The sequence below is a fragment of the Achromobacter sp. 18P8.1.1 genome (assembly GCF_057799415.1).
This window is the reverse complement of record NZ_JBYOKH010000004.1, coordinates 101059-124113: the sequence shown is the minus strand read 5'-3', so window position 1 is coordinate 124113 and position 23055 is coordinate 101059. Positions and strand designations below refer to the sequence as shown.

The following is a 23055-nucleotide window of genomic DNA, read 5'->3' as shown; positions in this document are numbered from 1 at the left end:
TTTTTACGCCAAGACGAATGGACTTAGCCCTTCACCCGGACGATCTTCTGCACCTGGGGCACGTGGCGGATGGCGCGGATGACCTGGGCCAGATGCTTGCGGCTGTCGACCTGGATCGTCAGATGCAAAGACACCGTGGACACCGCGTCGTCGTGCATCGTGACATGCATGATGTTCGCGTCGGCGGCCGTGACCTCGGCCGCCAGGCGGCCCAGCACGCCGCGTTCGTTGCGCGTGACGATGTCCAGGCGGGTCGCCAGGTGCTTGGCCGTGTGCGCGTCCCAGCCCACGTTGATCCAGCGTTCCGGTTCGCGCAGGCGCTGGCGCATGGCGACGGGGCAGTCGGCGGTGTGCACCACCAGCCCATGTCCCATGCGCATGCCCGCCACGATCGGGTCGCCGGGTAGCGGACCGCAGCAAGGCGCCAACTGCACGGCCTGGCCTTCGTTGCCCTGGATCAGGATGGGGGCGCTGCGCGCCGACGTCAGTTCGTCCACCGCGGCAGCGGTCGTGGCGACCAGTTGGTGCTCCGGCGCAAAGCGGCGTGCAACCACGGCTGCCAGGCGCTTGCCCAATCCAATATCGGCCAGGATTTCCTCGCGCGAACTGGCGCCGGTGCTGCGCGCCAGTTTCTGCCAGGCCGGATCGTCGGTGGCGGGCATCGGCATATGCAGTTCTTGCATCGCCTGGCTAAGCAGGCGTTCGCCGAAGGCCACCGATTCTTCGTACTTGACGGTGCGAAGGTAGTGGCGGATTTCAGAGCGGGCACGGCCCGTGCGCACGTAGTTGAGCCATTGCGCATTGGGGCGCGATGCCGGCGAGGTCACGATTTCCACCGTGTCGCCGCTGTTCAACTCGGTGCGCAACGGCACGAACTCGCCGTTGACCTTGGCGGCCACCGCCTGGTTGCCGATGTCGGTGTGGATCGCGTAGGCGAAGTCCACCGGCGTGGCGCCACGGGGCAGGGAAATGATCTTGCCGCGCGGCGTGAACACGTACACGGCGTCCGGGAAGAGGTCGACTTTGACGTGTTCCAGGAATTCGCCGGAATCGCCCGTCTGGCTCTGGATGTCCAGCAGCGACTGCAGCCATTGGTGGGTGCGCTTTTGCAGGTCGTTCAGGGTCAGGTCGGCGCCCTTGTAGAGCCAGTGCGACGCCACGCCTTCCTCGGCCACATGATGCATGTCGCGCGTGCGGAACTGGAATTCCACCGGCGTGCCGTAAGGGCCCACCAGCGTCGTGTGCAAGGACTGGTAGCCGTTCACCTTGGGAATGGCGATGTAGTCCTTGAACTTGCCGGGCACCGGGCGATACAGCTGGTGCAGAGTGCCCAGGGCCAGATAGCACTCGGGCAGGGTATGGACGATGACGCGAAAGCCGTAGATGTCCAGGACGTCGGAAAACGACTTCTTCTGGTCGACCATCTTGCGATAGATGCCATAGAGCGTTTTCTCGCGGCCGGTGACTTCGGCTTCGATACCGGCGGCGGGCAGCGAGGCCCGGACCGAATCGGCGATCTTCGTGATGACTTCGCGACGGTTGCCGCGCGCCGCCAGCACGGCCTTGTACAGCACCTGGTAGCGGTTCGGGTACATGGCCGCGAAGCACAAGTCCTGCAGTTCGCGAAACAGCAGGTTCAAGCCCAGGCGATGGGCGATGGGCGCGTAGATGTCCAGGGTTTCGCGGGCGATGCGCCGGCGTTTCTCCGGATTGACCGCGTCCAGCGTGCGCATATTGTGCAGGCGGTCGGCCAGCTTGATGAGGATGACGCGCACGTCGCGCGCCATCGCCAGCAGCATCTTGCGGAAGCTCTCGGCCTGTTGTTCGGCCTTGGTGGCGAAGTCCAGGCGGTCCAGCTTGGACAGGCCATCGACCAGTTCAGCGACTTCCGGGCCGAATTTCTCGGCCAGTTCGTGCTTGGCGATGCCTTGATCTTCCATCACGTCGTGCAGCAGGGCGGCCGACAACGCGTTGACGTCGAGCTTCCAGCCTGCGCAGATTTCAGTGACGGCGATGGGATGCGAGATATAGGGCGAACCGCTGGCGCGGAACTGGCCCAGATGCGCCTGGTCCGCGAAGCGATAGGCTTCGCGCACGCGCTCTACATCTTTCTTGTCGAGATAGCTGCCGATGATTTCGGTCAGCGGTGCCAGCGAAGCAACCGGCGAGGCGGTTGCGTCCGCCGCTTCTTGCGCGGCGACGGACGGTGGCGTAGCGAGTTTTTTGTCTTTCTTGCCCGTGCGGCGCCCAAGACGGGAGCCGGCACGTAGTGCGGCAAGCAGACCAGATGAAGCGTACTTCAGCCCGGGAAAAGCCATGCTTGCCGCCCCCCGGAGACTATCAGGTGGGAACTTTACGCAGCATTTCCACGCCGGTTAGGCCGCCCGCGATTTCGCGCAGTGCAGTGACCGTGGGCTTGTCTTTGCTGTCCAGGCGCGGGGCATGGCCCTGGGCCAACTCGCGAGCGCGATACGTCGCAGCCAGCGTGAGCTTGAAACGGTTGGGGATTTGATTCAGACAGTCTTCGACGGTAATGCGAGCCATTAGGACACCTGGTGCTGATGGATGATAGGGAGAATGCGTTCGGCTCAGTGCTCGGCCGGGATGCCAAGTTGCGAGAACAACTCGGCGTGGCGGGCGGCCTGAGACGAAAAGCGTAGCCGCGCGGCACTGACGATTTGTATCAGTTCCGACAAGGCTACGCTAAATTCTTGATTAATAATAACATATTCGCATTCAGGCGCGTGGGCGATTTCGCCGCCCGCGGCCATGAGTCGGCGCGCGATTACCTGGGGCGCATCCTGGCCCCGCGCCTTGAGCCGGCTTTCGAGTTCATCGATGGACGGCGGCAGCACGAAAATACCGATTGCACTGGGGAAACGTTGCTTGACCTGGCGGGCGCCTTGCCAATCGATCTCGAGCAGGACGTCACGGCCTTCGCGGGTGGCGGCGTCGATGCGGTCGCGCGGCGTGCCGTAGAAATTGCCGTGAACTTCCGCCCATTCCAGCAGGTTCTGATCGTCGCGCATGCGCTTGAAGTCGTCAGGCGTCACGAAGCGGTATTCACGACCGTCTTCTTCGCCCGGACGGGGCGCGCGCGTGGTGCAGGAAATGGAAAGTTCGATGGAAGGGTCTTGCTGGAGCAAGGCCTTGACCAAGCTGGACTTGCCGGCGCCGCTGGGCGCGACGACCATGAAGACGTTTCCGGGGTTGGCGTGCATGAATATGACCGGCGTGTGATGCTAAGACCGGAAGTCTAGCAAATCGCGCGGCCCGGCAGGGGGAAAACCCGCTGTCGGGCCAAGCGATTTATGCGCGCCAGGCGGATGCGCGGCGACCGTCTGCCTGTCAGCCTGCGGGTTTGGCGGCGGCCTGGATCAGCTTGCCGCCCGGCGCCGGGGAATCGCTGCCCAGCAAATGCCCGTTGATTTCGATGCCGTAGAGCGAATCGTCCGAATCGTGATACTTCGCCCGCGTGGCTGCGACGGACCCTGCGTAGCGCGGATCCTGCGGGCGTTCATGCGCGTTCATGAAATAGGCCACGTCCCAGGCTTCCTGGTCGCTCAGCATGCCGGCCTGGCCCAGCGGCATGTTGGCCTTGATGAAGCCGGCGGCGTTGCCGATCTGATGCATGCCCGCGCCCCAGTTGAACGAGTCGGCGCCCCACAGTGCCGGAAACACCCAGTGCTTGCCGTTCTTCTGGCCCTGGCCGTCCGCGCCGTGGCAGACGGCGCAATATTGGCCGTACACCTCGCTGCCGCGCACGTAATCGGCCTTTTGGGCCGGCGCCGGCAGCTTGCGATAACCCTGGCCTTCGAGCACCACGCCGGTGGGCGCTTTGCTGGCCAGCCAGAACATGTAGCTTTGCAGCGCCGTCAGCGTGGGATCGTCGGCGGCGGGCGCCTTGCCGTTCATGCTGAAGCGGAAACAGCCTTGCAGGCGTTCGGCCAGCGTATTGACGTGTTCGTTCTTCGCCCGATACGCGGGATACAGCACGTAGGCGGCCCACATGGGCGCGGAATCGGGGCGGCGTCCGGCATCCAGGTGGCAACTGGCGCAGTTCAGGTCGTTGCCGACGAACTTGCCAGCCATCTGCGGCGTATGCAGGAAGATCTGTTCGCCCTGGCGCACGATCTTGCCGAACTCGGTGTCTGGGAGCGATGCTGCCGAAGGCGGCGTGAAGGCGGGGCGGGGATCGGCGGCATGCGCCGTGGCCGAGAGCGCCAGGCAGGCGGCAACGGACCCCAGGCGGAAAAGCGGGAAGCGGATCATTGCTTGGTCCCCTCGGCAGCGCCGCCTTGCGCGGCAAGCAGGTCGGCGGCTTTGGGCAGGCCGGCGTAGTAGGCCGACACGGCGTCGATTTCGGCGTCGGTCAGGCGGGTGGCGACGGCAGGCATCAGGGCCAGCGGGCCGGGCGGGCGCTGGCCTTGCCGCCACGCACGCAATTGGCCGGCGATGTAGGCCGCGGGTTGGCCCGCCAGACCCGGGAAGTTGTCGCCCACGCCGATGCCGCCAGGACCGTGGCATTGATTACAGGCGGGTACGTTCTTGTCCCAGGCGCCGCGCGTGGCCAGCCAGGCGCCGGTATCGGCAGGCTTGACGGGGTGCATGGCGGTGGCGGCCAGGCGGTCGATGTTCAGCGGGGAGGGCAGGCTGGCGTAGTAGCTTGCCACCGCTTGTTGCTGCGCCGGGTCCAGGGCCTTGGCCGTTGCCGCCATGACGGGGCTGACGCGCGAGCCGTTGGCCATGGCTTCCAATTGCTCTGCCAGGTACTTGGCGCCGATGCCGGCCAGTTGCGGAAAGCCCGCGGCGGGGTTGCCCTCGCCCCGGGCGCCATGACAGGTGATACAGGCGGGTGCGCCATTGGCCCCCTGGGTGCTGATCTGTTTGCCGTCAGGCGCGGCTTGGGCGCTGGTGGCTGCGGCGATCAGCGCGCCAAGCGCTAACGCACGCGGAAGGGACCGTGGGGTCATGGTTGCCTGCTCCGAGGAATGTTATTGGACTTTGGGTAATAAGCTAATTTCCACAAATTATATAAAGACTTGTGACAGATCAACGCGAAATCGTCGGCTTGAGTGCGCGCATCCGCGTTTCTTTTGCTTGCGTGGCAGGGGGCGAAAGTGTGTCGCGGCTGCTAACTTTGCTTGCAGCATCGCGACAATGATTGCGGTAGGATCACGGCGGTTGAGAACAAGGAGAATCCGATGCATACGAACGAGATCGAACCGCCCCGCGTTGCCCTGGTGACCGGCGCCGGCACAGGAATTGGACGCGCCGTGGCGCTGGAATTCCTGGCCCAGGGCTATCGCGTGGTGTTGGCCGGCCGCCGCCGCGAGCCGCTGGAAGCCACCCGCACGGCCGCGGGCGAAGACGGCGTGAGAGCGCTGGTAGTGCCTACCGACGTGACGGACGAGAACGCCGTGCGCGATCTGTTCGACACGGCGCAGCGCGAATATGGCCGGCTGGACGTGCTGTTCAACAATGCCGGCCGCGGTGCGCCGGCGATGCCCATTGAAGAGTTGCCGGTAGCGGTTTGGCGCGACGTCGTCGACACCAACCTGACCGGCATGTTCCTGTGCGCGCAGGCCGCCATCCGCATCATGAAGGCGCAAACGCCCCAAGGCGGCCGCATCATCAATAACGGTTCGATCTCATCGCACGCGCCGCGCCCGTTCTCCATCGCCTATACGGCGACCAAGCACGCGGTGACCGGGCTGACCAAATCGATTTCGCTGGATTGCCGGCCCTACAGCATTGCCTGCGGCCAGATCGACATCGGCAATGCCGCTACCGACATGACCGAACGCATGGCGGCCGGGATCCTGCAGGCGGACGGCAGCACGAAGGTCGAGCCCCGGATGGACGTGGCGCATGTGGCGCAGGCGGTTGCCGCCATGGCGCGCCTGCCGCTGGAGGCCAACGTGCAGTTCATGACGATCATGGCGACGAACATGCCTTTCGTGGGCCGCGGCTGAACGCGCAAACGGCCCGCGGCGGGTAATGCCCGAGGCAGGCTCGTCGATGTTCCCAGGAAAGGCGCCCGGCAGGCGCCTTTTTTCCGCCTGGACTTGCAGCAGTCGCGCTTAGCGCGATGCCTGGGCCAGCATCTGGCCCTGCGTCGAATCCAGGTAACGCCGCGCGCCGACGTAGCGCTTGGTCCAGTAAGGGTTCTTCATTTCGTCGACACGCACCTTCGTGCCGCGCCGCGGCGCGTGGACGAACTTGTTCTGGCCGATATAGATGCCGACGTGCGACGTCACGCCGCGCCCGCGCGTGGCGAAGAACACCAGGTCACCGGGACGCAGTTCTTTCTTGTTGGACACGGATTCCCCTTCGGTGCGCTGCGCGCGTGCCGTGCGGGGGAGTTCGAGTCCGGCGATTTCGCGGAACACGTACAGGACGAGGCCGCTGCAATCGAAGCCTTCAGCGTCGTCGCCGCCCCAGCTGTAGGGGGTGCCGATGGCGTCCAGGCCGGCTTGCACGACGCGTTCACGCAGGGTGGGAACGGTGGGCTCTTGCGCCAGGCGCAGGCCGCTGAGCGTCGGGCGGGCTTGCTCGGCGGGGATGGACGCCTGGGCGGCGCCGGGAATCCAGGAAAGGGTCAGGGCCAGAAGGGGGGCTGACAGGAAAACGGGAATGCTGAAATTGGCAATTCGGACTTTTCGCGTGGGCGGAGTCATTACGTCACTTCAAAAATCGGAGTGGGCGGCATGGCTTTGCCCAGAGGGGGCAAGCCGGCGGAAAGGGGTGCATCCGGCGGGCGCACGCCCCGGATGCTCGCAAATTATAATGGAATAAAGTTTCATTACATTTGTAGTGCAATGCAGCATTATTTGGGCGCTGCCGTTACGCCGCGCCCCGGGCGAAACGTAACGGCTACAGCAAATAGGCCTGTCAGAAGCTGCCGCGCAGGCCGACCATCATGGCGCGGCCACCTTCGGGGGACACGTCGCGCAGCACCGAGGTCGCATAACGGATGTCCTGGTTGGTCAGGTTGATGCCGCGCACGTAGGCCTGCCATTGCACCCCAGTGGCCTTGAACCGGTAACCGGCGTTGGCGTCCAGGCTGTAATAGCCGGGCGTGGACGTGTCGTTGGCGGGGTGGTCGTGCTGGGCGAACGCCTTGGACACGCTCACGCCCGCGCTATACGGGCCATAGCCGTAATCCAACGCCACGCGCAGGCGCAACGGAGGGATGCGGGGCAACGAGCGCCCGGTATCCCGGTTACGCGACACCGTGTAGTCGCCCGACAGGCCCAAATCCAGCGCGTGACCGTCGCGCTGCAGGATGCGGGTGACGTTTTCCGCTTCCAGCCCGTACAGGCGTGCGGAGACGCCCTGGTAGCGCGCCTCGGGCAGGGCGCCGTCGTCGCCGGCTGCCACCACGTCGCCATCGTCGTTCCGATAGCGGCCGGTGTTCGTCTCTGCCAGATAGTTGGCGAAGCTGCTGTAGAACACGCCCACGCTGCCGTGATCCGTGCCGTCCTTGTATCGCAACGACAAATCGCCGGACCAGGCGCGCTCCTTGCCCAGGTTCTGGTCCCCGACCAGATATTGGCCGGTGGCGGCGTGCGGGCCGTTGGCGTACAGCTCATAGAACGTGGGTGCGCGTTCGGTGTAGGCGCCGTTGGCCGCCAGCGACCAGACCGGGGTCAGCTTGTAGATGCCGCCCAGCGAAAAACTGCCTGCCGTGAAGCTGCGGCGGGCCGAATCGTCGAACCGGTCGTTGCCGCCCGCTGCCGGGCTTAGCCGCGTGTGATCCATGCGGGCGCCGGCCGACAGCGTCAGGCGCTCGGTCAGGTTCCATTCCTCAAGCGCGAAAAGGGCTGCGGAATCGGTGTCGGTGGTCGGCACCAGCGCTTCGTCTCCCAATGCCGAAAAGCGCGTCTGGCCGAGTTGCAGCCCGACCACGCCATGCAGCGGGCCGATGTCGGCGTGCCGGGCTTCAAGACGCGCCTCATAACCGCGGTTCTTGAAAACCGTGCCGGTTTCGCCATCTTCGATTTCCTTGTGCTGGTAATCGGTATAGGCGAAGTTCAGCTTGATGCTCTGAAACGGACCGGTCAGGTCGCGCAGTTCACCGGCCAGGCCGAAGCGTTCCTGGTGCATCTTGAGGCGCACGTCGGCTTCGGCGACCGAACCGTAATTGGAGTCGTAACCGCTGTAGGACAGGCCGGCGTAGCCGTGTTCGCCGGTCCAGGACATGCCCAGCGCGCCGCCGCTGGCCTCGCCGTCGCTGTTGGGCAGGCGATCGCGGGGCTGGTCGGCGTCGGGGCCGTCGGCGGCGCGCTGCGTGGCGGTGCGGGCGTAGCCGGGGATGTGCAGCGTGCCGGTCTTGCGGCCGAAGACGTCCGCATGGATGGCGAAGGTGCCGTCGCCGCCTTCCAGTTGGACGGCGCCGTTGCGGTCATTGTTGGCGCCGCCATAACTGCCGCCCACGTCGCCATGGATGCCATCGATGGGTTCGGTGGGGATGCGGTTGTCCAGCGTGTTGACGACGCCGCCGATGGCGTTGCCGCCATACAGCAGGGCGGCGGGCCCGCGCAGGATCTCGACGCGGTTCGTCGATAACGGGTCTTGCGGCACGGCGTGGTCAAACGACAGCGAGGACGCGTCCAGCGTGCCGACGCCGTTGTTCAGCAAACGGATGCGGTCTCCATCCAGCCCGCGGATGATGGGTCGGCCCACCATGGGGCCATAGCTGGTGGTGGACACGCCGGGCAGCCCGTTCAGTGTTTCACCCAGGTTGGAGCCGCGCCGCAGATCCAGCTCCTGCCCTTGAAGCACCGTAGAAGGCGAGGCCAGCGCGTCGCTGCCCAGTGGGTTGGCGGTGATGACGACGGGCGACAGCGTGGCGGTGTCGGGGGCGGCCTGCGCGCGGACTGCGGCGGGCAAGGCCAGGGGCAAGACAGACAGGCAGGCAAGGGCCAGCGGACGCAAGGCGAAGGCGCGCAGGGGCGCGCGTTCCCCGGCGGGGACGGTCGGAAAATTCATGGTGGCAATCCAGGGTGCCGGCGAGACGGCCGGCGGATGAAATCGAGCACCGCAACAAGGCGGCTGAAAAGTCGGATTTCAGGCCTGGACGGGCGGGGCGCGGGATTGGAACCAGGTTCCGCCGACGGCGGTGGTGCCGGCGGGCAGGTGGGCAACCGGCGCCGCAGGGGCGGCGTGCCCGCCGACCCACGCGAACGACGACGGCAGCGTCGCGTCCAGCACATCCCATAGTTGGCACAGGTCGCAATGGCCCAGCTTTTCATGCGGGTGGGCATCGTCCTGGCTGGCGGCGGGCGCCTCGCCCAGATGCGACAGCGCATGGCGCAGATTGCCCATCGGCGCCAGCAGCAGGCAAACGGACAGCCAGGCAAGCACGGCCCAGCGCGCGTAGGGCGGCGGGGCGGCGTGACGGTGGCCTGGCAGGGGCGGCATGGACGAAGGGGGCAGGAAATTCGAAGAATCGGAATGATATATTGTTTCTATATCATTGGCGACGTCACCGCTGGCCCCGCAGGCTGGAATATGACGCTTCATCTGCCACGCGGTCGGGCATAATCGGCAGACAAGAAAGCGGAGTAAAGCTCAATGATGAATGCAGTCCACCCTTTGTCGTCGATGAACCGGCCCGATGCCATGCCTTTTGAACCATTCCAGGATGCCCAGTCCGCGGTGGACCGGTTGGCCGAGATCTATGCGCGCAACACGGCATTTCTGCGCGCCGCGTTCCGCGAGGTCTTGAACGGTACCGGCAACGGCCGCGAGCGCGCCCGGGCGTACTACCCGGCGATCCGCATCGTGGTTGAAACCTACGACCCGATCGACACGCGCCTGTCCTATGGCCATGTGGCCGAACCCGGCATTTACCAGACCACCGTCACGCAGCCCGAACTGTTCCGCGACTACCTGATCGAGCAAGTCGGCCAACTGCTGCAGAACCACCGCGTGGCGGTCGAAGTCGGCGAATCCGATTCCCCCATCCCGCTGCATTTCGCGTTTCCGGAAGGCGCCTATGTCGAAGGCGAGCATCTGGAGGCGCTCAAGCGCCCGTTGCGCGACCTGTTCGACGTGCCGGACCTGGCCGTGACCGACGACGCCATCGTCAACGGCTCGTGGCGCGGCAAGGAGGGCGAACCCAAGCCGCTGGCGCCGTTTACCGCCCAGCGCGTGGATTATTCGCTGCACCGCCTGCAGCACTACACCTCGACCGCACCGGCGCACTTCCAGAATTTCGTGCTGTTCACCAACTACCAGTTCTATGTGGACGAGTTCTGCGCCCGCGCCCGCGCGCTGATGGCCAGCGGCAACGAGGACTACGACATGCTGGTCGAGCCCGGCAACCGCATCACGCGTCGCGGCGAAAGCGGCCCGGGCGATGAGGGGCAGGCCGCGCGCTTGCCGCAGATGCCCGCCTACCACCTGGTGCGCGGCGACCATTCCGGCATCACCCTGGTGAACATCGGCGTGGGCCCGTCCAACGCCAAGACCATCACCGACCACATCGCCGTGCTGCGCCCGCATGCCTGGCTGATGCTGGGCCACTGCGCGGGCCTGCGCGATTCCCAACGCTTGGGCGACTACGTGCTGGCCCACGGCTACGTGCGCGAAGACCACGTCCTGGACGCCGATCTGCCCACCTGGGTGCCGGTCCCGGCGCTGGCCGAAGTGCAGGTGGCGCTGGAGCAGGCGGTGGAAGAAGTGGCGGGGCTGTCCGGTTGGGACTTGAAGCGCATCATGCGCACCGGCACGGTCGCCACCATCGACAACCGCAACTGGGAATTGCGAGACCATGTGGAACTGGTCGAGCGGTTCGCGCAGTCGCGGGCGATCGCGCTGGATATGGAATCGGCCACCATCGCGGCTAATGGATTCCGCTTCCGTGTGCCCTACGGCACGCTGCTGTGCGTATCCGACAAGCCTTTGCATGGCGAACTGAAGCTGCCCGGCATGGCCAGCGTGTTCTATCGCCGGCAGGTCAACCAGCATCTGGAGATCGGCATCCGGGCGCTGGAGCGGCTGCGCGACATGCCGCCAGAGCGGCTGCATTCGCGCAAACTGCGTACCTTCATGGAAACCGCTTTCCAATAGCAGGATCCGTCCCCAACGCCCCGCCATTTTTCGCGGCGGGGCGGTTTGCGCTATTCTCGCGCGTTGCCCGGTAATCCCAAGGCATCCGCAGCGCATCGCACGGGTGCCTTCACGACGTGAAGGAAAAGCATTTTGGCACCATCGGAACACGATGAAGGCCGCGCAGGCGGCACGCGCGCAGCGAAGGCGGATCAGCCGTCCGAATTGCGCCGCACCCTGTCCGCGCGCCACCTGACCATGATCGCGGTAGGCGGGTCCATCGGGACCGGCCTGTTCGTCGCCTCGGGGGCGACCATCGCAAAGGCCGGACCCGGCGGCGCGTTGCTGGGGTATGTGCTGATCGGGGTGATGGTCTATTTCCTGATGACCAGCCTGGGGGAATTGGCCGCGGCCATGCCGGTGTCGGGCTCGTTTTCCACCTACGGCGCCCGCTACGTCGAAGACGGCTTCGGCTTCGCGCTGGGCTGGAACTATTGGTACAACTGGGCGGTCACCGTCGCAGTGGACCTGGTGGCGGCGCAGCTCGTCATGGCGTATTGGTTCCCGGACGTGCCTGGCTTCTACTGGAGCGCCTTGTTCCTGGCGATCACCTTCGGCCTGAACGCCATGTCGGCGCGCGGATTCGGCGAAGCCGAATTCTGGTTCGCGCTGATCAAGGTGGTGGCGGTGCTGGGCTTCGTGGCCATGGGCGTGATGATGCTGCTGGGCATCATCCGCGGCGGCGAGACGGGCGGCGTGGCCAACTGGACCGTCGGAGATGCGCCGTTCGCAGGCGGCTTCGCGGCGCTGATCGGCGTGGCCATGGTGGTGGGCTTTTCGTTCCAGGGCACGGAATTGATCGGCATCGCCGCGGGTGAATCCAAAGACCCGGCACGCAACCTGCCGCGCGCGGTGCGCCAGGTGTTCTGGCGCATCCTGCTGTTCTACGTGGCGGCCATCCTGGTGATCGGCCTGCTCATCCCCTATACCGACCCGCACCTGCTGCGCAACGAAGTCGAGGACATCAGCGTCAGCCCGTTCGCGCTGATCTTCGAGCGCGCCGGCCTGCTGGGGGCGGCGTCGATCATGAACGCCGTGGTGTTGACGTCAGTGCTGTCGGCGGGCAATTCGGGCATGTATGCGGCGACCCGCATGCTCTACAGCCTGGCGCGCGAGGGCAAGGCGCCGCGCATCTTCGGCCGCATTTCGCGCAACGGCGTGCCCTTGTGGGCGCTGCTGGCCACGACAGTCGTGGCGGCGTTGTGCTTCTTCACCTTCATTTTCAGCCCGAACGCGGTGTACATCTGGCTGCTGAACACGTCGGGTATGACGGGCTTCATCGCCTGGCTGGGCATCGCCATCAGCCACTACCGCTTCCGCCGCGGCTATGTGAAGCAGGGCCATAACCTGGCCGACCTGCCGTATGTGTCGCCGTTCTTCCCGTTCGGCCCGATCTTCGCGTTCGTGCTGTGCCTGGTCATCACCCTGGGCCAGAACTACCAGGCCTTCCTGCAGGATCGGATCGATTGGGGCGGCGTCGTGGCCACCTATGTCGGCATTCCGCTGTTCCTGTTGATCTGGCTGGGCTACCGGCTGGCGCGAGGGTCGCGATTCATTAGCTACCGGGACATGCGTTTCCCGGACGCTCGCGCTCGCAGCCAGTACCTGGATTCGGCCCTGCGCGGCGAACCCGCGGCGGGCGACGCCCGTTGACCCTCCGCTTGCGGGAGGCGGGCGTGGGTGCGCGCGGGGCGGTTACTCGATGTTCTGCGCCTGCTCGCGCATCTGCTCGATCAGCAGTTTCAGGTCCATTGCGGCGCGCGTGACTTCCATGCTGCCCGCCTTGGACCCCAGCGTATTGGCTTCGCGGTTCATTTCCTGAAACAGGAAGTCCAGGCGCTTGCCGGCGCTGCCCGCATTCTTCTTGCCCGACGCGGACTTGCCGCCGCCGTCGGTCAAAAGGTGGCGCAGCTCTTCCAGGTGCGAACGCAGGCGCGACAGCTCTTCCGCCACGTCGATGCGCAGCGCGAACAGATTGGCTTCCTGCGACAGGCGTTCGGACAGCTCGGTGCCAGAGATATGCGTGAAGCCGCCCGGGAAGGCCGATTCCACGCTTTCGCGCAGCTTGGCCGCCAGCTTGTCGCGGTGGTCGGACAGTAATTGGGGCAGATGAGCCTGCACGATGTCGACGACGCGCGCCACGCCATCGGCGCATTCGCGCATCATGCCGGCCAGGCGTTCGCCCTCGCGGGCGCGGCCTTCCTGCAACTGCGTCAGCGCTTGCTGGCCTGCCTGCAGGCAGGCAGCGCCCCAGATTTGCGGGTCGAGCGCATCGTTGCCGCGCTGGCCAGGCCAGTTGAACAGCTCCACCAGCCGGGGCGGGGCGATATCGGGGACGATGCGACGGGCGGCCTGAAGCTGCTCGGCCAGGCTTTCAAGCCATGTCGGGTCGAGTTTGGACAGGTCGGTGCTGGCGTTGCGCGTGAATGAAACGCGGATCTCGACCTTGCCGCGCGCCAGGTTGGCGGTCAGCAGTTCGCGCAGCGGCGTCTCGACGTGCCGCAATTCGTCGGGCAGCCGGAAATACAAGTCGAGGAAGCGGCTGTTGACGCTGCGCAGTTCGATGGCAAGCGTGCCTTGCTCTAGGTCTGCTCGGGCGTTGCCGAAGGCGGTCATGCTGCGAATCATGATGGGCGTTTCCTGGTGATATATCGCGGCAGGATACTCCAAGCGGGGATTTCCTGCGGCGCCAGCCCGTACAATGCCGCGAATCAATGTTCCTGTCTGGAGTCTGCCTGTGACCACTACGCCCACCATTGCCCGCCCGTCGGGCCGCGCCGTCGACGAACTGCGGCCGTTTGCCCTGGAGCGCGGCTTCACGCGCTACGCCGAAGGGTCGGTGCTGGTCAAGGCCGGCAACACCCACGTGCTGTGCACCGCCAGCGTGCTGGAGAAGGTGCCGCCGTTCCTGAAAGGCAAGGGCGAAGGCTGGGTCACGGCGGAATACGGCATGCTGCCGCGGGCGACGCATACGCGTGGCGATCGCGAAGCGGCGCGCGGCAAGCAAAGCGGCCGCACCCAGGAAATCCAGCGCCTGATCGGCCGCAGCTTGCGCGCCGTGTTCGACATGAAGGCGCTGGGCGAACGCACGCTGCACCTGGACTGCGACGTGCTGCAGGCCGACGGCGGCACGCGCTGCGCCAGCATCACCGGCGCCTGGGTGGCAGCGGCGGATGCCGTCGCCTTGCTGATGAAGCGCGGCGACCTGGCCGTCAACCCGATCCGCGATGCAGTTGCGGCCGTGTCCGTCGGGCTGGTGCAAGGCCGCTCGGTGCTGGACCTGGACTACCAGGAAGACTCTGCGTGCGATGCCGACGTGAACGTCATCATGACGGGCAGCGGCGCCTTTGTGGAAGTGCAGGGCACGGGCGAAGGCGCGACCTTCACCCGCGCCGAACTGGACACGATGCTGGTGCTGGCCGAAGGCGGTATCGCCAGCCTGGTGCGCGCGCAGCGCGCTGCGCTGGCCTGATAGGGACAGCTTTCAGGCACGAAAAAACAGCCGCGAAAGCGGCTGTTTTGCATTGGGAGAGGGAACAAGGCTAGGATTAGGCCGCCTTGCGTGATAGCAAGGCGTCGACCTTGGTGACTTTTTCCAATCCCCAGATGGTGTCGATCAGCGCGCGCAGTTCCGCGTCCGTGGCGGCGTCCGCGTAGCGGCCCAGGCTGAGCGTCTTGTCTTCGATCTCGGGGCGGCTGAGCGTGTTGCCGGGGTCGCCCTTGGGTTCGTCCACGCGGCCGTGCACGGTGCGGCCGTCGCGGGTCGTGACGGTGACCTTGCCGATCCAGCGTTGCGGGTAGGCGCGGTCGACTTCGTCGTCCAGCACCATCTCGACCTTGCCGCGGAAGTCGGCGACTGCCGGGTCGTCCAACCCCGCGTCGAACTCGGCCAGCCCGGCGCGGCCCTTGCGGGCGATCAGCGCAAGCACGGTGCCCATCGAGAACTTGGACTGGTGCACGGTCTGCGGATTGACGACCGGGCCCAGCACGTCGATGGCGCCCTGGTGCACGTGGGCCACCACGCGCGCCACATCGGCTTCGGTCAGGTTGTTGTCGCGCAGCGCCTGTTGCAGCGCATCGGCGGCCGGGTGGGTGTGGCGGCACGACGCATGGAACTTGAACGAGGTTTCAGCCAGCGCCCAGCGTTGCCCCAGGCGGTCGCAGAGCTTGGACGGGTCGGCATCGGTGGACATGCCGGCCGCCATGCCTTGCGGACCTTCCAGGATGTGGCGGGCGCCGGTGAAGCCCTCGCGCGCCAGATACGCGGCGGTGATGCCGTCGGCGGCGGCCTTGGCGGTGTGCAATTGCTTGGAATCGGCGGCGTCGCGCAGGAACTCCCAAAGGCCTGCGGCCTGGGTGCCGGCCGAGCCCAGCGCGTGCAGCATCTGTTCAGGCGACAGCTTGAGCAGGTGGCCGGTGGTGACTGCGGCGGCCAGGGTGCCCGCCGTGCCGGTGGTGTGGAAAATCTTGTAGTGCGAACGGCCCAGGAATTCGCCGACGCGGATGCCGACTTCATAGCCGGCGACGGCGGCGGTAATCAGGTCGCGGCCCGAGCTGCCCAGCGCTTGCGCCACGGCGAGTGCGGGCGGGAAGACCACGGCGGCGGGGTGGAACACCGAGCCGTTGTGGACGTCGTCCTGTTCAACCACATGGGCGGCCGCGGCGTTGACCATCGCGGCGAACAGCGGCGACGTGCGGCGGCGCGTGATCAGCACTTCGCTTGGGCCGTCGGCGGGTCCCATGGCGGCGGCATAGCGGTCGATGGCCTGCACGGCGCGGGCGGAGGCGCCCGCCAGGATTGAGGCCAGGCAGTCCAGCAGCAGGTCTTCGGCGCGGCGCAATACCGGCGCGGGGATGTCCTCGTAGCGCAGGTTGGCGGCAAAGGCGGCGAGTTCAGCGCTGAGGTGGGGAGTGTCTTTGGCGGCGTTCATGTGCGTAGTCGGGTCAGAAGGAACGGGGCAGGCCCAGGATGTGTTCGGCGACGTAGGACAGGATCAGGTTGGTGGAGATGGGCGCCACCTGATACAGCCGCGTTTCGCGGAACTTGCGCTCGACGTCATACTCGGTCGCAAAGCCGAAACCACCGTGGAATTGCAGGCAGGCGTTGGCGGCTTCCCAGGACGCGTCGGCGGCCAGCAGCTTGGCCATGTTGGCCTGGGCGCCGCACGGTTGGTGGGCGTCGAACAGGCGGCAGGCCTCGTAACGCATCAGGCTGGCGGCTTCCACGTTGATGTGGGCGCGGGCGATGGGGAATTGCACGCCCTGGTTCTGGCCGATGGGGCGGCCGAACACCATGCGTTCCTTGGCGTAGGCGGTGACCTTGTCCACGAACCAGTAACCGTCACCGATGCACTCGGCGGCGATCAGCGTGCGTTCGGCGTTCAGCCCGTCCAGGATGTACTTGAAGCCTTTGCCTTCTTCGCCAATCAGGTTTTCGACGGGGATTTCCAGATTGTCGAAGAACAGCTCGTTGGTCTCGTGGTTGACCATGTTGGGGATCGGGCGGATCGTCATGCCGTGCTTGACGGCGTGATGCAGGTCCACCAGGAAGATCGACATGCCTTCGGACTTGCGCGCGACCTGGTCCAGCGGCGTGGTGCGGGCCAGCAGGATCATCAGATCGGAATGCTGCACGCGCGATATCCAGACCTTCTGGCCGTTGATCACGTAGCGGTCGCCGCGGCGCACGGCGGTGGTCTTGATCTTGGTGGTGTCGGTGCCGGTGGTGGGCTCGGTCACGCCCATGGATTGCAGGCGCAGTTCGCCGGCGGCGATGCGGGGCAGGTATTCGCGCTTCTGGGCGTCGGAACCGTGGCGCAGCAGCGTGCCCATGTTGTACATCTGGCCGTGGCAGGCGCCCGAGTTGCCGCCGCTGCGGTTGATCTCTTCCATGATGATCGACGCTTCGGTCAGGCCCAGGCCCGAGCCGCCGTATTCCTGCGGGATCAGTGCCGCCAGCCAGCCGGCCTCGGTCAACGCGCGGACAAAGTCCTCGGGATAGCCGCGTTCTTCGTCGATCTTGCGGAAATATTCGCCAGGGAATTGGGCGCAAAGGTCGCGCACGGCTTCGCGGATGTCCTGATAAGCGTCAGAGGCGTGTGGCATAGGGCTGCTGTATGGATGATGGGAATGGTTCGGTACAGCATCGAATGTGCCGCAAGGGCGTGTCGCTGCCAATTCACAATTCCTTAATACGGGGTTCCTGTTCGCAAAAGCGCAGTTTCATGACGGGCGTTCGTCATGCTCGGGCCCAGGTTGTGTCAAGAAATTGCCAAACTGGATGCCCATAATCCGATGCACTGCGCCTTTGGCGCCAGGCTATATACGGATGGATATGCGGAAAAATCTCAGGGTCACCACGGCGGTATCGGCCATTCTGGCGTTGTTTGTGGTGCTGTTCGCCGTCGCTGCGGCAGCCGGCATCGCGGTGTTGCGCGACAACCGGGCCGATATCGAAGCCTTGGGCCGCGGCAGCATCGAACGCGCCAGCGACCTGGCCGACATGACCAGCCGCTTGTTCCAGGCGCGCGCCGCGCTGACCGACGCCAAGACCGGCATGGAGGGCGGGCTGGAAGCCGCCCGCGACGAGTCCCTGGCCCAGGCAGACGCGCTGCTCAAACAGGCGGGCGCCAGCCTGGCGCGCCTGCGCGGCAATCCCGATGTGAGCGCCCAGGGCGGCCCGCTGTTCGAGCAGGTGCTCAAGGCCTATACGGCGTTCGCGGAGCAGACGTTCGTGCCCATGCAGAAGGCGATCCAGGGGTGGAACGGCATCGAGGTCAACCGGCTGGTGGACAAGGTGCTGCCCGCCAGCGGCGGGGCCTACGTCAAGCAGGCAGACGCCTACCAGACCTATTCGCGCGAGCAGGGCCAGGCCGCAGTCGCGGGCGCCAGCCAGACGCTGGAGCGGGTGATCCTGGTGGCGGCCGGCGTGCTGGGCGTGGTGCTGCTGCTGGCCGTGCTGATCCGGCTGGCGTTCCGCCGCAGCATCCTGCGACCGCTGAACGAGGCCGGCGCGCACTTTGACCGCATCGCCGACGGCGACCTGACGGGCGCCATCGCCATGCGCGGCGACAACGAAATCGGCGTGCTGTATTCAGCCATGCGCCGCATGCAGACCGGGCTGTCTGCCGCCGTGGCTTCCGTGCGCCAGGGCGTCGAGGAAATCCATACGGGCTCGGGCGAGATCGCGGCCGGCGGGGCGGACATGTCCGATCGCACGGCGCGCCAGGCCGGTTCGTTGCAAGAGGCCGCGGCCAACATGACCCAGCTGGCGCACACCGTCCAGATGACGGCCGGCAACGCGGACCAGGCCAGCCGGCAGGCCGAAAGCGCCACCCGTCTGGCGCAACGCGGCGGCCAGGCGGTGGACGAAGTCGTGCAGAGCATGCAGGGCATCGCCGACAGCGCGCGGCGCATCGGCGAAATCGTCGGGGTGGTGGACAGCATCGCCTTTCAGACCAACATCCTGGCGTTGAACGCCGCGGTGGAAGCGGCGCGTGCGGGCGAACAGGGCAAGGGTTTTGCCGTGGTCGCGGGCGAAGTGCGTTCGCTGGCGCAGCGCAGCGCGCAGGCCGCCCGCGAAATCAAGGGCTTGATCGAGGACTCGGCGTCGCGGGTCGAGGCGGGCGTGCGCCAGGTGAACCTGGCCGGCGACACGATGCGCGACATGCTGGCGTCGGTCGATCGGGTGACGCAGATCGTGGCCGAGATCTCGAGCGCCACCGCCGAACAGGCCGCTGGCATCGCGTCGGTGAACGACGCGGTGGCCGACATCGAGCGGTCCACGCAAGAGAATGCGGCGATGGTCGAACAGACCGCGGCGGCCGCCGCCGCGCTGGAGATCCAGGCGCAAGGCCTGCGCCGCGCGGTGGCGGTGTTCCAGATTGCCCAGGCGGCCCAGAATGCTGCCGCCGTGCAGGCGGCAGCCGGGCAATCAATCGGCCAGCTGGGGCAGGGCGCCGCCGGTGTAGCGCTCGATCACCAGCGACAGGTTCCCATGCTTGACCTTGTGCTTGACATGCGCGGCGGCCGACGCGATGTCCTCCGGGCGGATGCGCTCGCATAGGGAAGGCGTGACCGTCAGCGCCCCCACGCCCAGCGTCACGAACGGAAAGAAGCGCGGCACGCCATAACGGTCTTCGGCTTCGATGCCCCCGTTATGGCGTCCTTGGTCGTCATAGAGGTCGATGGCCTGCTCATTGAACTCGGCGATGATCCGCTGCACGCGCTGCGTCCAGTCCGGGCTGCGGAACAGCACCACGAAATCATCCCCACCCACATGGCCGACAAAATCGCGCAGCGGATCGCAATGCTGTTTGACGACTTCGGCGGTCAGCATGATCATGTCGTCGCCGCGCCAATAGCCATATACGTCGTTGAAAGGCTTGAAGTTATTGAGGTCGCCGTAGCAGATCGTGAAGTCGGCGGCGTCCTCCAGCAAGGTGGCGATGTGCCGGCTGATGGGGATGTTGCCGGGCAGGGACGTCAGCGGGTTCGCGTAGCGCGCCGCTTCGATCCGCATCTCGGTCACCGAGCGCACCAGCGTTTCGCCCGTGGCCAGGCCGTCGTAGCGGCCATCCCGCGTAATGATCAGCCCGTCCATCAGATAGCGCTGGTCTTCTGAAATCAGCACGTGGCTGAGCTGGTCGATGGATACGTTCAGGTCGACCAGCACCGGTTCGCCGTTCATGAAGGTGGAGCACGCGTCGCGGCCGAACAGTTCGCGCGTGTAGCGCTGCGCATAGTGTTCCGAGAAATCGCGGCGGTTGATGATGCCCACCGGCCGGTTGTCGCCGTCGATGACCGCCACCGCGTGCATGTTCTTGTGTTCGATGAAGAGCCGGTGCACGTCGTCGTTGGTATGCTTGTTCAGCAGCGCCGCGGGCGCTTCTACCCGCAGGCTGGCGGCGGTGCCGCCTGCGGAACGTTGCGACAAGGGGGCAGGGCTGCGTACCCGCAGCGAATCGCGCAGCGGCGCGTTCAGCTCGGTCAGCAGCGTTTCCTCGGGGCGCCCCAGAAACCAGCCTTGGGCGTACCGGATGTCCAGTTCGCGCACCACGGCCAGGTCTTCCGCCGTTTCTATGCCTTCGGCGACGATGGCCGTGCCCAGGTGCTGGGCCACCTTCAGGATGGCCCGCACCATGTTCTGCTTGCGATCGCTCTGGCCGATGCCGTTGAAGAAATAACGGTCGATCTTGACGAGATCGGGCTGCATCTCGGACCACAGTTGCAGGTTGGAATTGCCCACGCCGTAATCGTCCAGGGCGATGCGCATGCCGCGCTCCCGCAGGCACGCGAAGGCGCTGCCCAGTTCGCCCATGTGGTCCGACAGCGGGTCCTGTTCGGTCAGTTCGACGATGATGCTCGACGGGGGCAGGGTGCAATCTTTCAAGAGGCGCAGCGGCATGTCGTCCCCCCATAGCGTCCAATAGTGGATCAGCGCCGAGCCCGACAGGTTCAGGAACAGCTTGCCGGCCGCTTCGTTGTCCTGGAAGCCCTGGGCGCCTGCCCGGAAGCTGGCCAGCTCCACTTGCGGGTGCAGCCCCTGGCGCCGCGCTTCGGCGAAGAGGGCGTCGGGATAATGCAGGGCGGTATCGGCCGGGCCGCGGATCAGGCTTTCATGGCCGTAGATGCGGCTGTGCGACAGGTCGACGACGGGCTGGTAGCGTGGCCGCAGCAGCCGTTCGCGCAGAATGCCGGCCAAGCCGGCTGACGTGGGCGCATCGCCCAGGGAGGTGTGGGGCGCGCGGACCGAAGCCGTCCGGGGCATAGCGTGAGTAGGGGTCATCGCCGGGGGTCAGATACGATCAGTGACAAGATCGCTGATGTTGACGACAAAATGTGTCGGCGGTGTTGCGGGAGCGCACGTGGATAGGCGGTCATGCCCCGGCGCGGGCAGGCCGCGCCCTATACAATTTGCCTTATGACTTCCCCCAAGATTCCCGATTCCCTGCGCCGCATCGTGCTGGCGTCCAATAATGCCGGCAAGTTGCGCGAGTTTTCCGCCTTGTTCGCTCCCCTGGGCATCGAACTGGTGCCCCAAGGCGAGCTGGGCGTGCCCGAGGCCGAAGAGCCACACGTCACGTTCATCGAAAACGCCCTGACCAAGGCGCGCCATGCCAGCCGCCTGACCGGGCTGCCCGCCCTGGCTGACGATTCCGGCCTGTGCGTGGCGGCCTTGGATGGCGCGCCCGGGGTCTATTCGGCCCGCTACGCCAAGATGCAGGGCGGAGAGAAATCCGATCTGGCCAATAACGCGCTGCTGACGCAGAACCTGGCCGGCCACGCTGACCGCCGTGCCTGGTATGTCGCCGTGCTTGCGCTGGTACGCTCGGAAAACGACCCGTGCCCGATCATCGGCGAAGGTCTGTGGCATGGCGAAATCATCGACCAGCCCGAAGGGGCGAACGGCTTTGGCTACGATCCCCATTTCTACCTGCCCGACATGGGGCTGACCGCGGCCACGCTGGACCCCGAGGAAAAGAACCGCGTCAGCCACCGCGCCCGCGCGCTGCGCGAACTGCTGAGCAAGCTGAGCCAGGCTTGAGCGCGCGCGCGCCGCGCCCGCTCCAGGAAACCGCATGTCCATCACTATCCCTATCCGCAACGACCTGGGCGCATCGCCCTCGCGCCGGCTCGTGCCGGCGGGCGCCACGCTGACAAGCCTGCCGCCGTTGTCCGTCTATGTGCACGTGCCCTGGTGCGTGCGCAAATGCCCGTATTGCGACTTCAATTCCCACGCCGCGCCGGGCGAAATCCCCGAACGTGCCTATCTGGATGCGTTGCGCAGCGACCTGGAACAGGCGCTGCCGTCCATCTGGGGCCGCCAGGTCGTGTCTGTCTTCATCGGTGGCGGCACGCCCAGCCTGCTGTCGTCGGCAGGGCTGGACGAATTGCTGGCCATGCTGCGCGCCTGTCTGAATGTATGGCCGGATGCCGAGATCACCATGGAGGCGAACCCCGGCACCGCCGAGGCCAGCCGCTTTCGCGACTACGCGGCCAGTGGCGTCACGCGCTTCTCGCTGGGCATCCAGAGTTTCGACAATCCCCAATTGAAGAAGCTGGGGCGCATCCATGATGCCGATCAGGCCCGCGCCGCCATCGGCATGGCGCAACGCGCCGTCTCGCGGGTGAACCTGGACATGATGTTCGCCTTGCCGGGCCAGACGCTGGACGCCTGTGTGGCCGATCTGCGCGAGGCCATCTCGTTCGGCACCGAACACCTGTCGCTGTATCACCTGACGATGGAGCCCAATACGGTCTTCGCCAAGTTCCCGCCCGAAGACCTGCCCGACGATGACACCAGCGCCGCCATGCAGGACGCCGTGGAAGCCGAACTGGCGGCGGCCGGCCTGGCCCGCTACGAGGTGTCTGCCTACGCCAAGCCCGGCGCCCGCTGCCGCCACAACGTGAATTACTGGGAATTCGGCGATTACCTGGGCATCGGCCCCGGGGCGCACGGCAAACTGTCATTCCATGACCGTATCGTGCGCGAGGCGCGGCTGCGCAGCCCCGATTCGTGGATGCAGGCTGCGATGGCCCGCGATGGCAGCCACTTGGCTGAAAGCCGCCAGGTCGGCCCTGAAGAACTGCCTTTCGAATTCATGCTGAACGCTCTGCGCCTGAAAGACGGGGTGCCCAGCACGGCGTTCAACGAACGCACCGGCTTGTCGCTTGCCGCCATTGCGCACCAATTGGAGGCAGCCTCCAAACGGGGCCTGCTGGACGGCGATCCGACCCGTCTGAAGGCGACGCCCTTGGGGTGGCGCTTCCTGAATGACCTTCAGGAAATGTTCCTTTAGCAGGAATGCACCATAACGGGGCAATCGTGCCCCACCATTTGCACCAAAGTGGTGCTACATTTTTTCATGACCGTGCGGTCTTCCCGAGGGATTCCAGGGGGTAAAACCTGGCACGCTTATTGCTTCCCTCTTTTAT

18 protein-coding genes and 1 pseudogene are annotated in these 23055 nt (G+C 65.9%); 7 read left to right on the top strand and 12 right to left on the bottom strand.

Annotated features, from left to right (window positions below):
* Positions 1-23: 23 nt before the first annotated feature.
* The 5 genes from AC27VE_RS04905 to AC27VE_RS04885 form a co-directional block, all read right to left on the bottom strand.
* Positions 24-2318, bottom strand: coding sequence for a RelA/SpoT family protein (locus AC27VE_RS04905; RefSeq protein WP_006222240.1), 2295 nt, complete (start codon positions 2316-2318; stop codon positions 24-26).
* A gap of 22 nt (positions 2319-2340) precedes the next feature.
* The gene (rpoZ, locus tag AC27VE_RS04900) at positions 2341-2544 is read right to left on the bottom strand and encodes a DNA-directed RNA polymerase subunit omega (protein WP_006219679.1); all 204 of its coding nucleotides are present in this window, start codon (positions 2542-2544) and stop codon (positions 2341-2343) included.
* Between the two features lie 44 nt (positions 2545-2588).
* The gene (gmk, locus tag AC27VE_RS04895; RefSeq protein WP_081533940.1) at positions 2589-3221 is read right to left on the bottom strand and encodes a guanylate kinase; all 633 of its coding nucleotides are present in this window, start codon (positions 3219-3221) and stop codon (positions 2589-2591) included.
* 127 nt (positions 3222-3348) lie between these two features.
* Positions 3349-4272, bottom strand: a complete 924-nt coding sequence (locus AC27VE_RS04890) for a c-type cytochrome (RefSeq protein WP_488703186.1) — start codon at positions 4270-4272, stop codon at positions 3349-3351.
* Positions 4269-4973, bottom strand: coding sequence for a c-type cytochrome (locus AC27VE_RS04885; protein ID WP_006222237.1), 705 nt, complete (start codon positions 4971-4973; stop codon positions 4269-4271). The genes AC27VE_RS04890 and AC27VE_RS04885 overlap by 4 nt, the downstream gene beginning before the upstream one ends.
* A 231-nt stretch (positions 4974-5204) precedes the next feature.
* Here AC27VE_RS04885 and AC27VE_RS04880 point away from each other — a divergent pair, with 231 nt between their 5' ends.
* Positions 5205-5975 carry an SDR family oxidoreductase gene (locus AC27VE_RS04880; protein ID WP_006222236.1) on the top strand — a complete coding sequence of 257 codons (771 nt, stop codon included), beginning with the start codon at positions 5205-5207 and terminating at the stop codon, positions 5973-5975.
* Between the two features lie 108 nt (positions 5976-6083).
* Here AC27VE_RS04880 and AC27VE_RS04875 read toward each other — a convergent pair whose 3' ends face one another.
* The 3 genes from AC27VE_RS04875 to AC27VE_RS04865 all read right to left on the bottom strand — a co-directional run bounded on the left by AC27VE_RS04875 (position 6084) and on the right by AC27VE_RS04865 (position 9426).
* Positions 6084-6680 (bottom strand): C40 family peptidase, encoded by a 597-nt coding sequence (locus tag AC27VE_RS04875; protein WP_088587311.1) that lies wholly within the window; start codon positions 6678-6680, stop codon positions 6084-6086.
* 214 nt (positions 6681-6894) lie between these two features.
* Positions 6895-8994, bottom strand: coding sequence for a TonB-dependent receptor (locus AC27VE_RS04870; protein WP_488703185.1), 2100 nt, complete (start codon positions 8992-8994; stop codon positions 6895-6897).
* Positions 8995-9072: 78 nt separating this feature from the next.
* On the bottom strand, positions 9073-9426 hold the full coding sequence (locus tag AC27VE_RS04865) for a hypothetical protein (RefSeq protein WP_488703184.1): 354 nt from the start codon (positions 9424-9426) through the stop codon (positions 9073-9075).
* Between the two features lie 153 nt (positions 9427-9579).
* Between AC27VE_RS04865 and AC27VE_RS04860 the strand changes: the two genes are divergently transcribed.
* On the top strand, positions 9580-11079 hold the full coding sequence (locus tag AC27VE_RS04860) for an AMP nucleosidase (protein WP_006222232.1): 1500 nt from the start codon (positions 9580-9582) through the stop codon (positions 11077-11079).
* A 132-nt stretch (positions 11080-11211) separates the two neighbouring features.
* A complete protein-coding gene (locus tag AC27VE_RS04855; RefSeq protein WP_006222231.1) occupies positions 11212-12771 on the top strand; it encodes an amino acid permease in 1560 nt (519 codons plus the stop codon).
* Positions 12772-12813: 42 nt separating this feature from the next.
* On the opposite strand, the gene AC27VE_RS04850 is transcribed toward AC27VE_RS04855, so the two are convergent.
* Positions 12814-13746 carry a YicC/YloC family endoribonuclease gene (locus AC27VE_RS04850; RefSeq protein WP_006222230.1) on the bottom strand — a complete coding sequence of 311 codons (933 nt, stop codon included), beginning with the start codon at positions 13744-13746 and terminating at the stop codon, positions 12814-12816.
* 109 nt (positions 13747-13855) lie between these two features.
* On the opposite strand from AC27VE_RS04850, the gene rph reads away from it, so the two are divergent.
* Positions 13856-14590: a ribonuclease PH gene (gene rph, locus AC27VE_RS04845; RefSeq protein ID WP_006222229.1), complete on the top strand. Its 735-nt coding sequence runs from the start codon at positions 13856-13858 to the stop codon at positions 14588-14590.
* Positions 14591-14666: 76 nt separating this feature from the next.
* On the opposite strand, the gene AC27VE_RS04840 is transcribed toward rph, so the two are convergent.
* Both AC27VE_RS04840 and AC27VE_RS04835 read right to left on the bottom strand, forming a co-directional pair.
* Positions 14667-16049: an MmgE/PrpD family protein gene (locus AC27VE_RS04840; protein ID WP_488703183.1), complete on the bottom strand. Its 1383-nt coding sequence runs from the start codon at positions 16047-16049 to the stop codon at positions 14667-14669.
* A 13-nt stretch (positions 16050-16062) separates the two neighbouring features.
* Positions 16063-17223, bottom strand: coding sequence for an acyl-CoA dehydrogenase family protein (locus AC27VE_RS04835; RefSeq protein ID WP_006222227.1), 1161 nt, complete (start codon positions 17221-17223; stop codon positions 16063-16065).
* Between the two features lie 175 nt (positions 17224-17398).
* Between AC27VE_RS04835 and AC27VE_RS04830 the strand changes: the two are divergent.
* A pseudogene (locus AC27VE_RS04830) lies at positions 17399-18886 on the top strand (methyl-accepting chemotaxis protein); the annotation flags it as partial.
* 165 nt (positions 18887-19051) lie between these two features.
* Here the strand turns inward: AC27VE_RS04830 and AC27VE_RS04825 are convergent.
* Positions 19052-20905, bottom strand: coding sequence for an EAL domain-containing protein (locus AC27VE_RS04825; protein ID WP_488703182.1), 1854 nt, complete (start codon positions 20903-20905; stop codon positions 19052-19054).
* Positions 20906-21040: 135 nt separating this feature from the next.
* On the opposite strand from AC27VE_RS04825, the gene rdgB reads away from it, so the two are divergent.
* Together rdgB and hemW are read left to right on the top strand one after the other, a co-directional pair.
* Positions 21041-21664: an RdgB/HAM1 family non-canonical purine NTP pyrophosphatase gene (rdgB, locus tag AC27VE_RS04820; protein ID WP_454677056.1), complete on the top strand. Its 624-nt coding sequence runs from the start codon at positions 21041-21043 to the stop codon at positions 21662-21664.
* 34 nt (positions 21665-21698) lie between these two features.
* The gene (gene hemW / locus AC27VE_RS04815; RefSeq protein WP_488703181.1) at positions 21699-22919 is read left to right on the top strand and encodes a radical SAM family heme chaperone HemW; all 1221 of its coding nucleotides are present in this window, start codon (positions 21699-21701) and stop codon (positions 22917-22919) included.
* Positions 22920-23055: the final 136 nt, after the last annotated feature.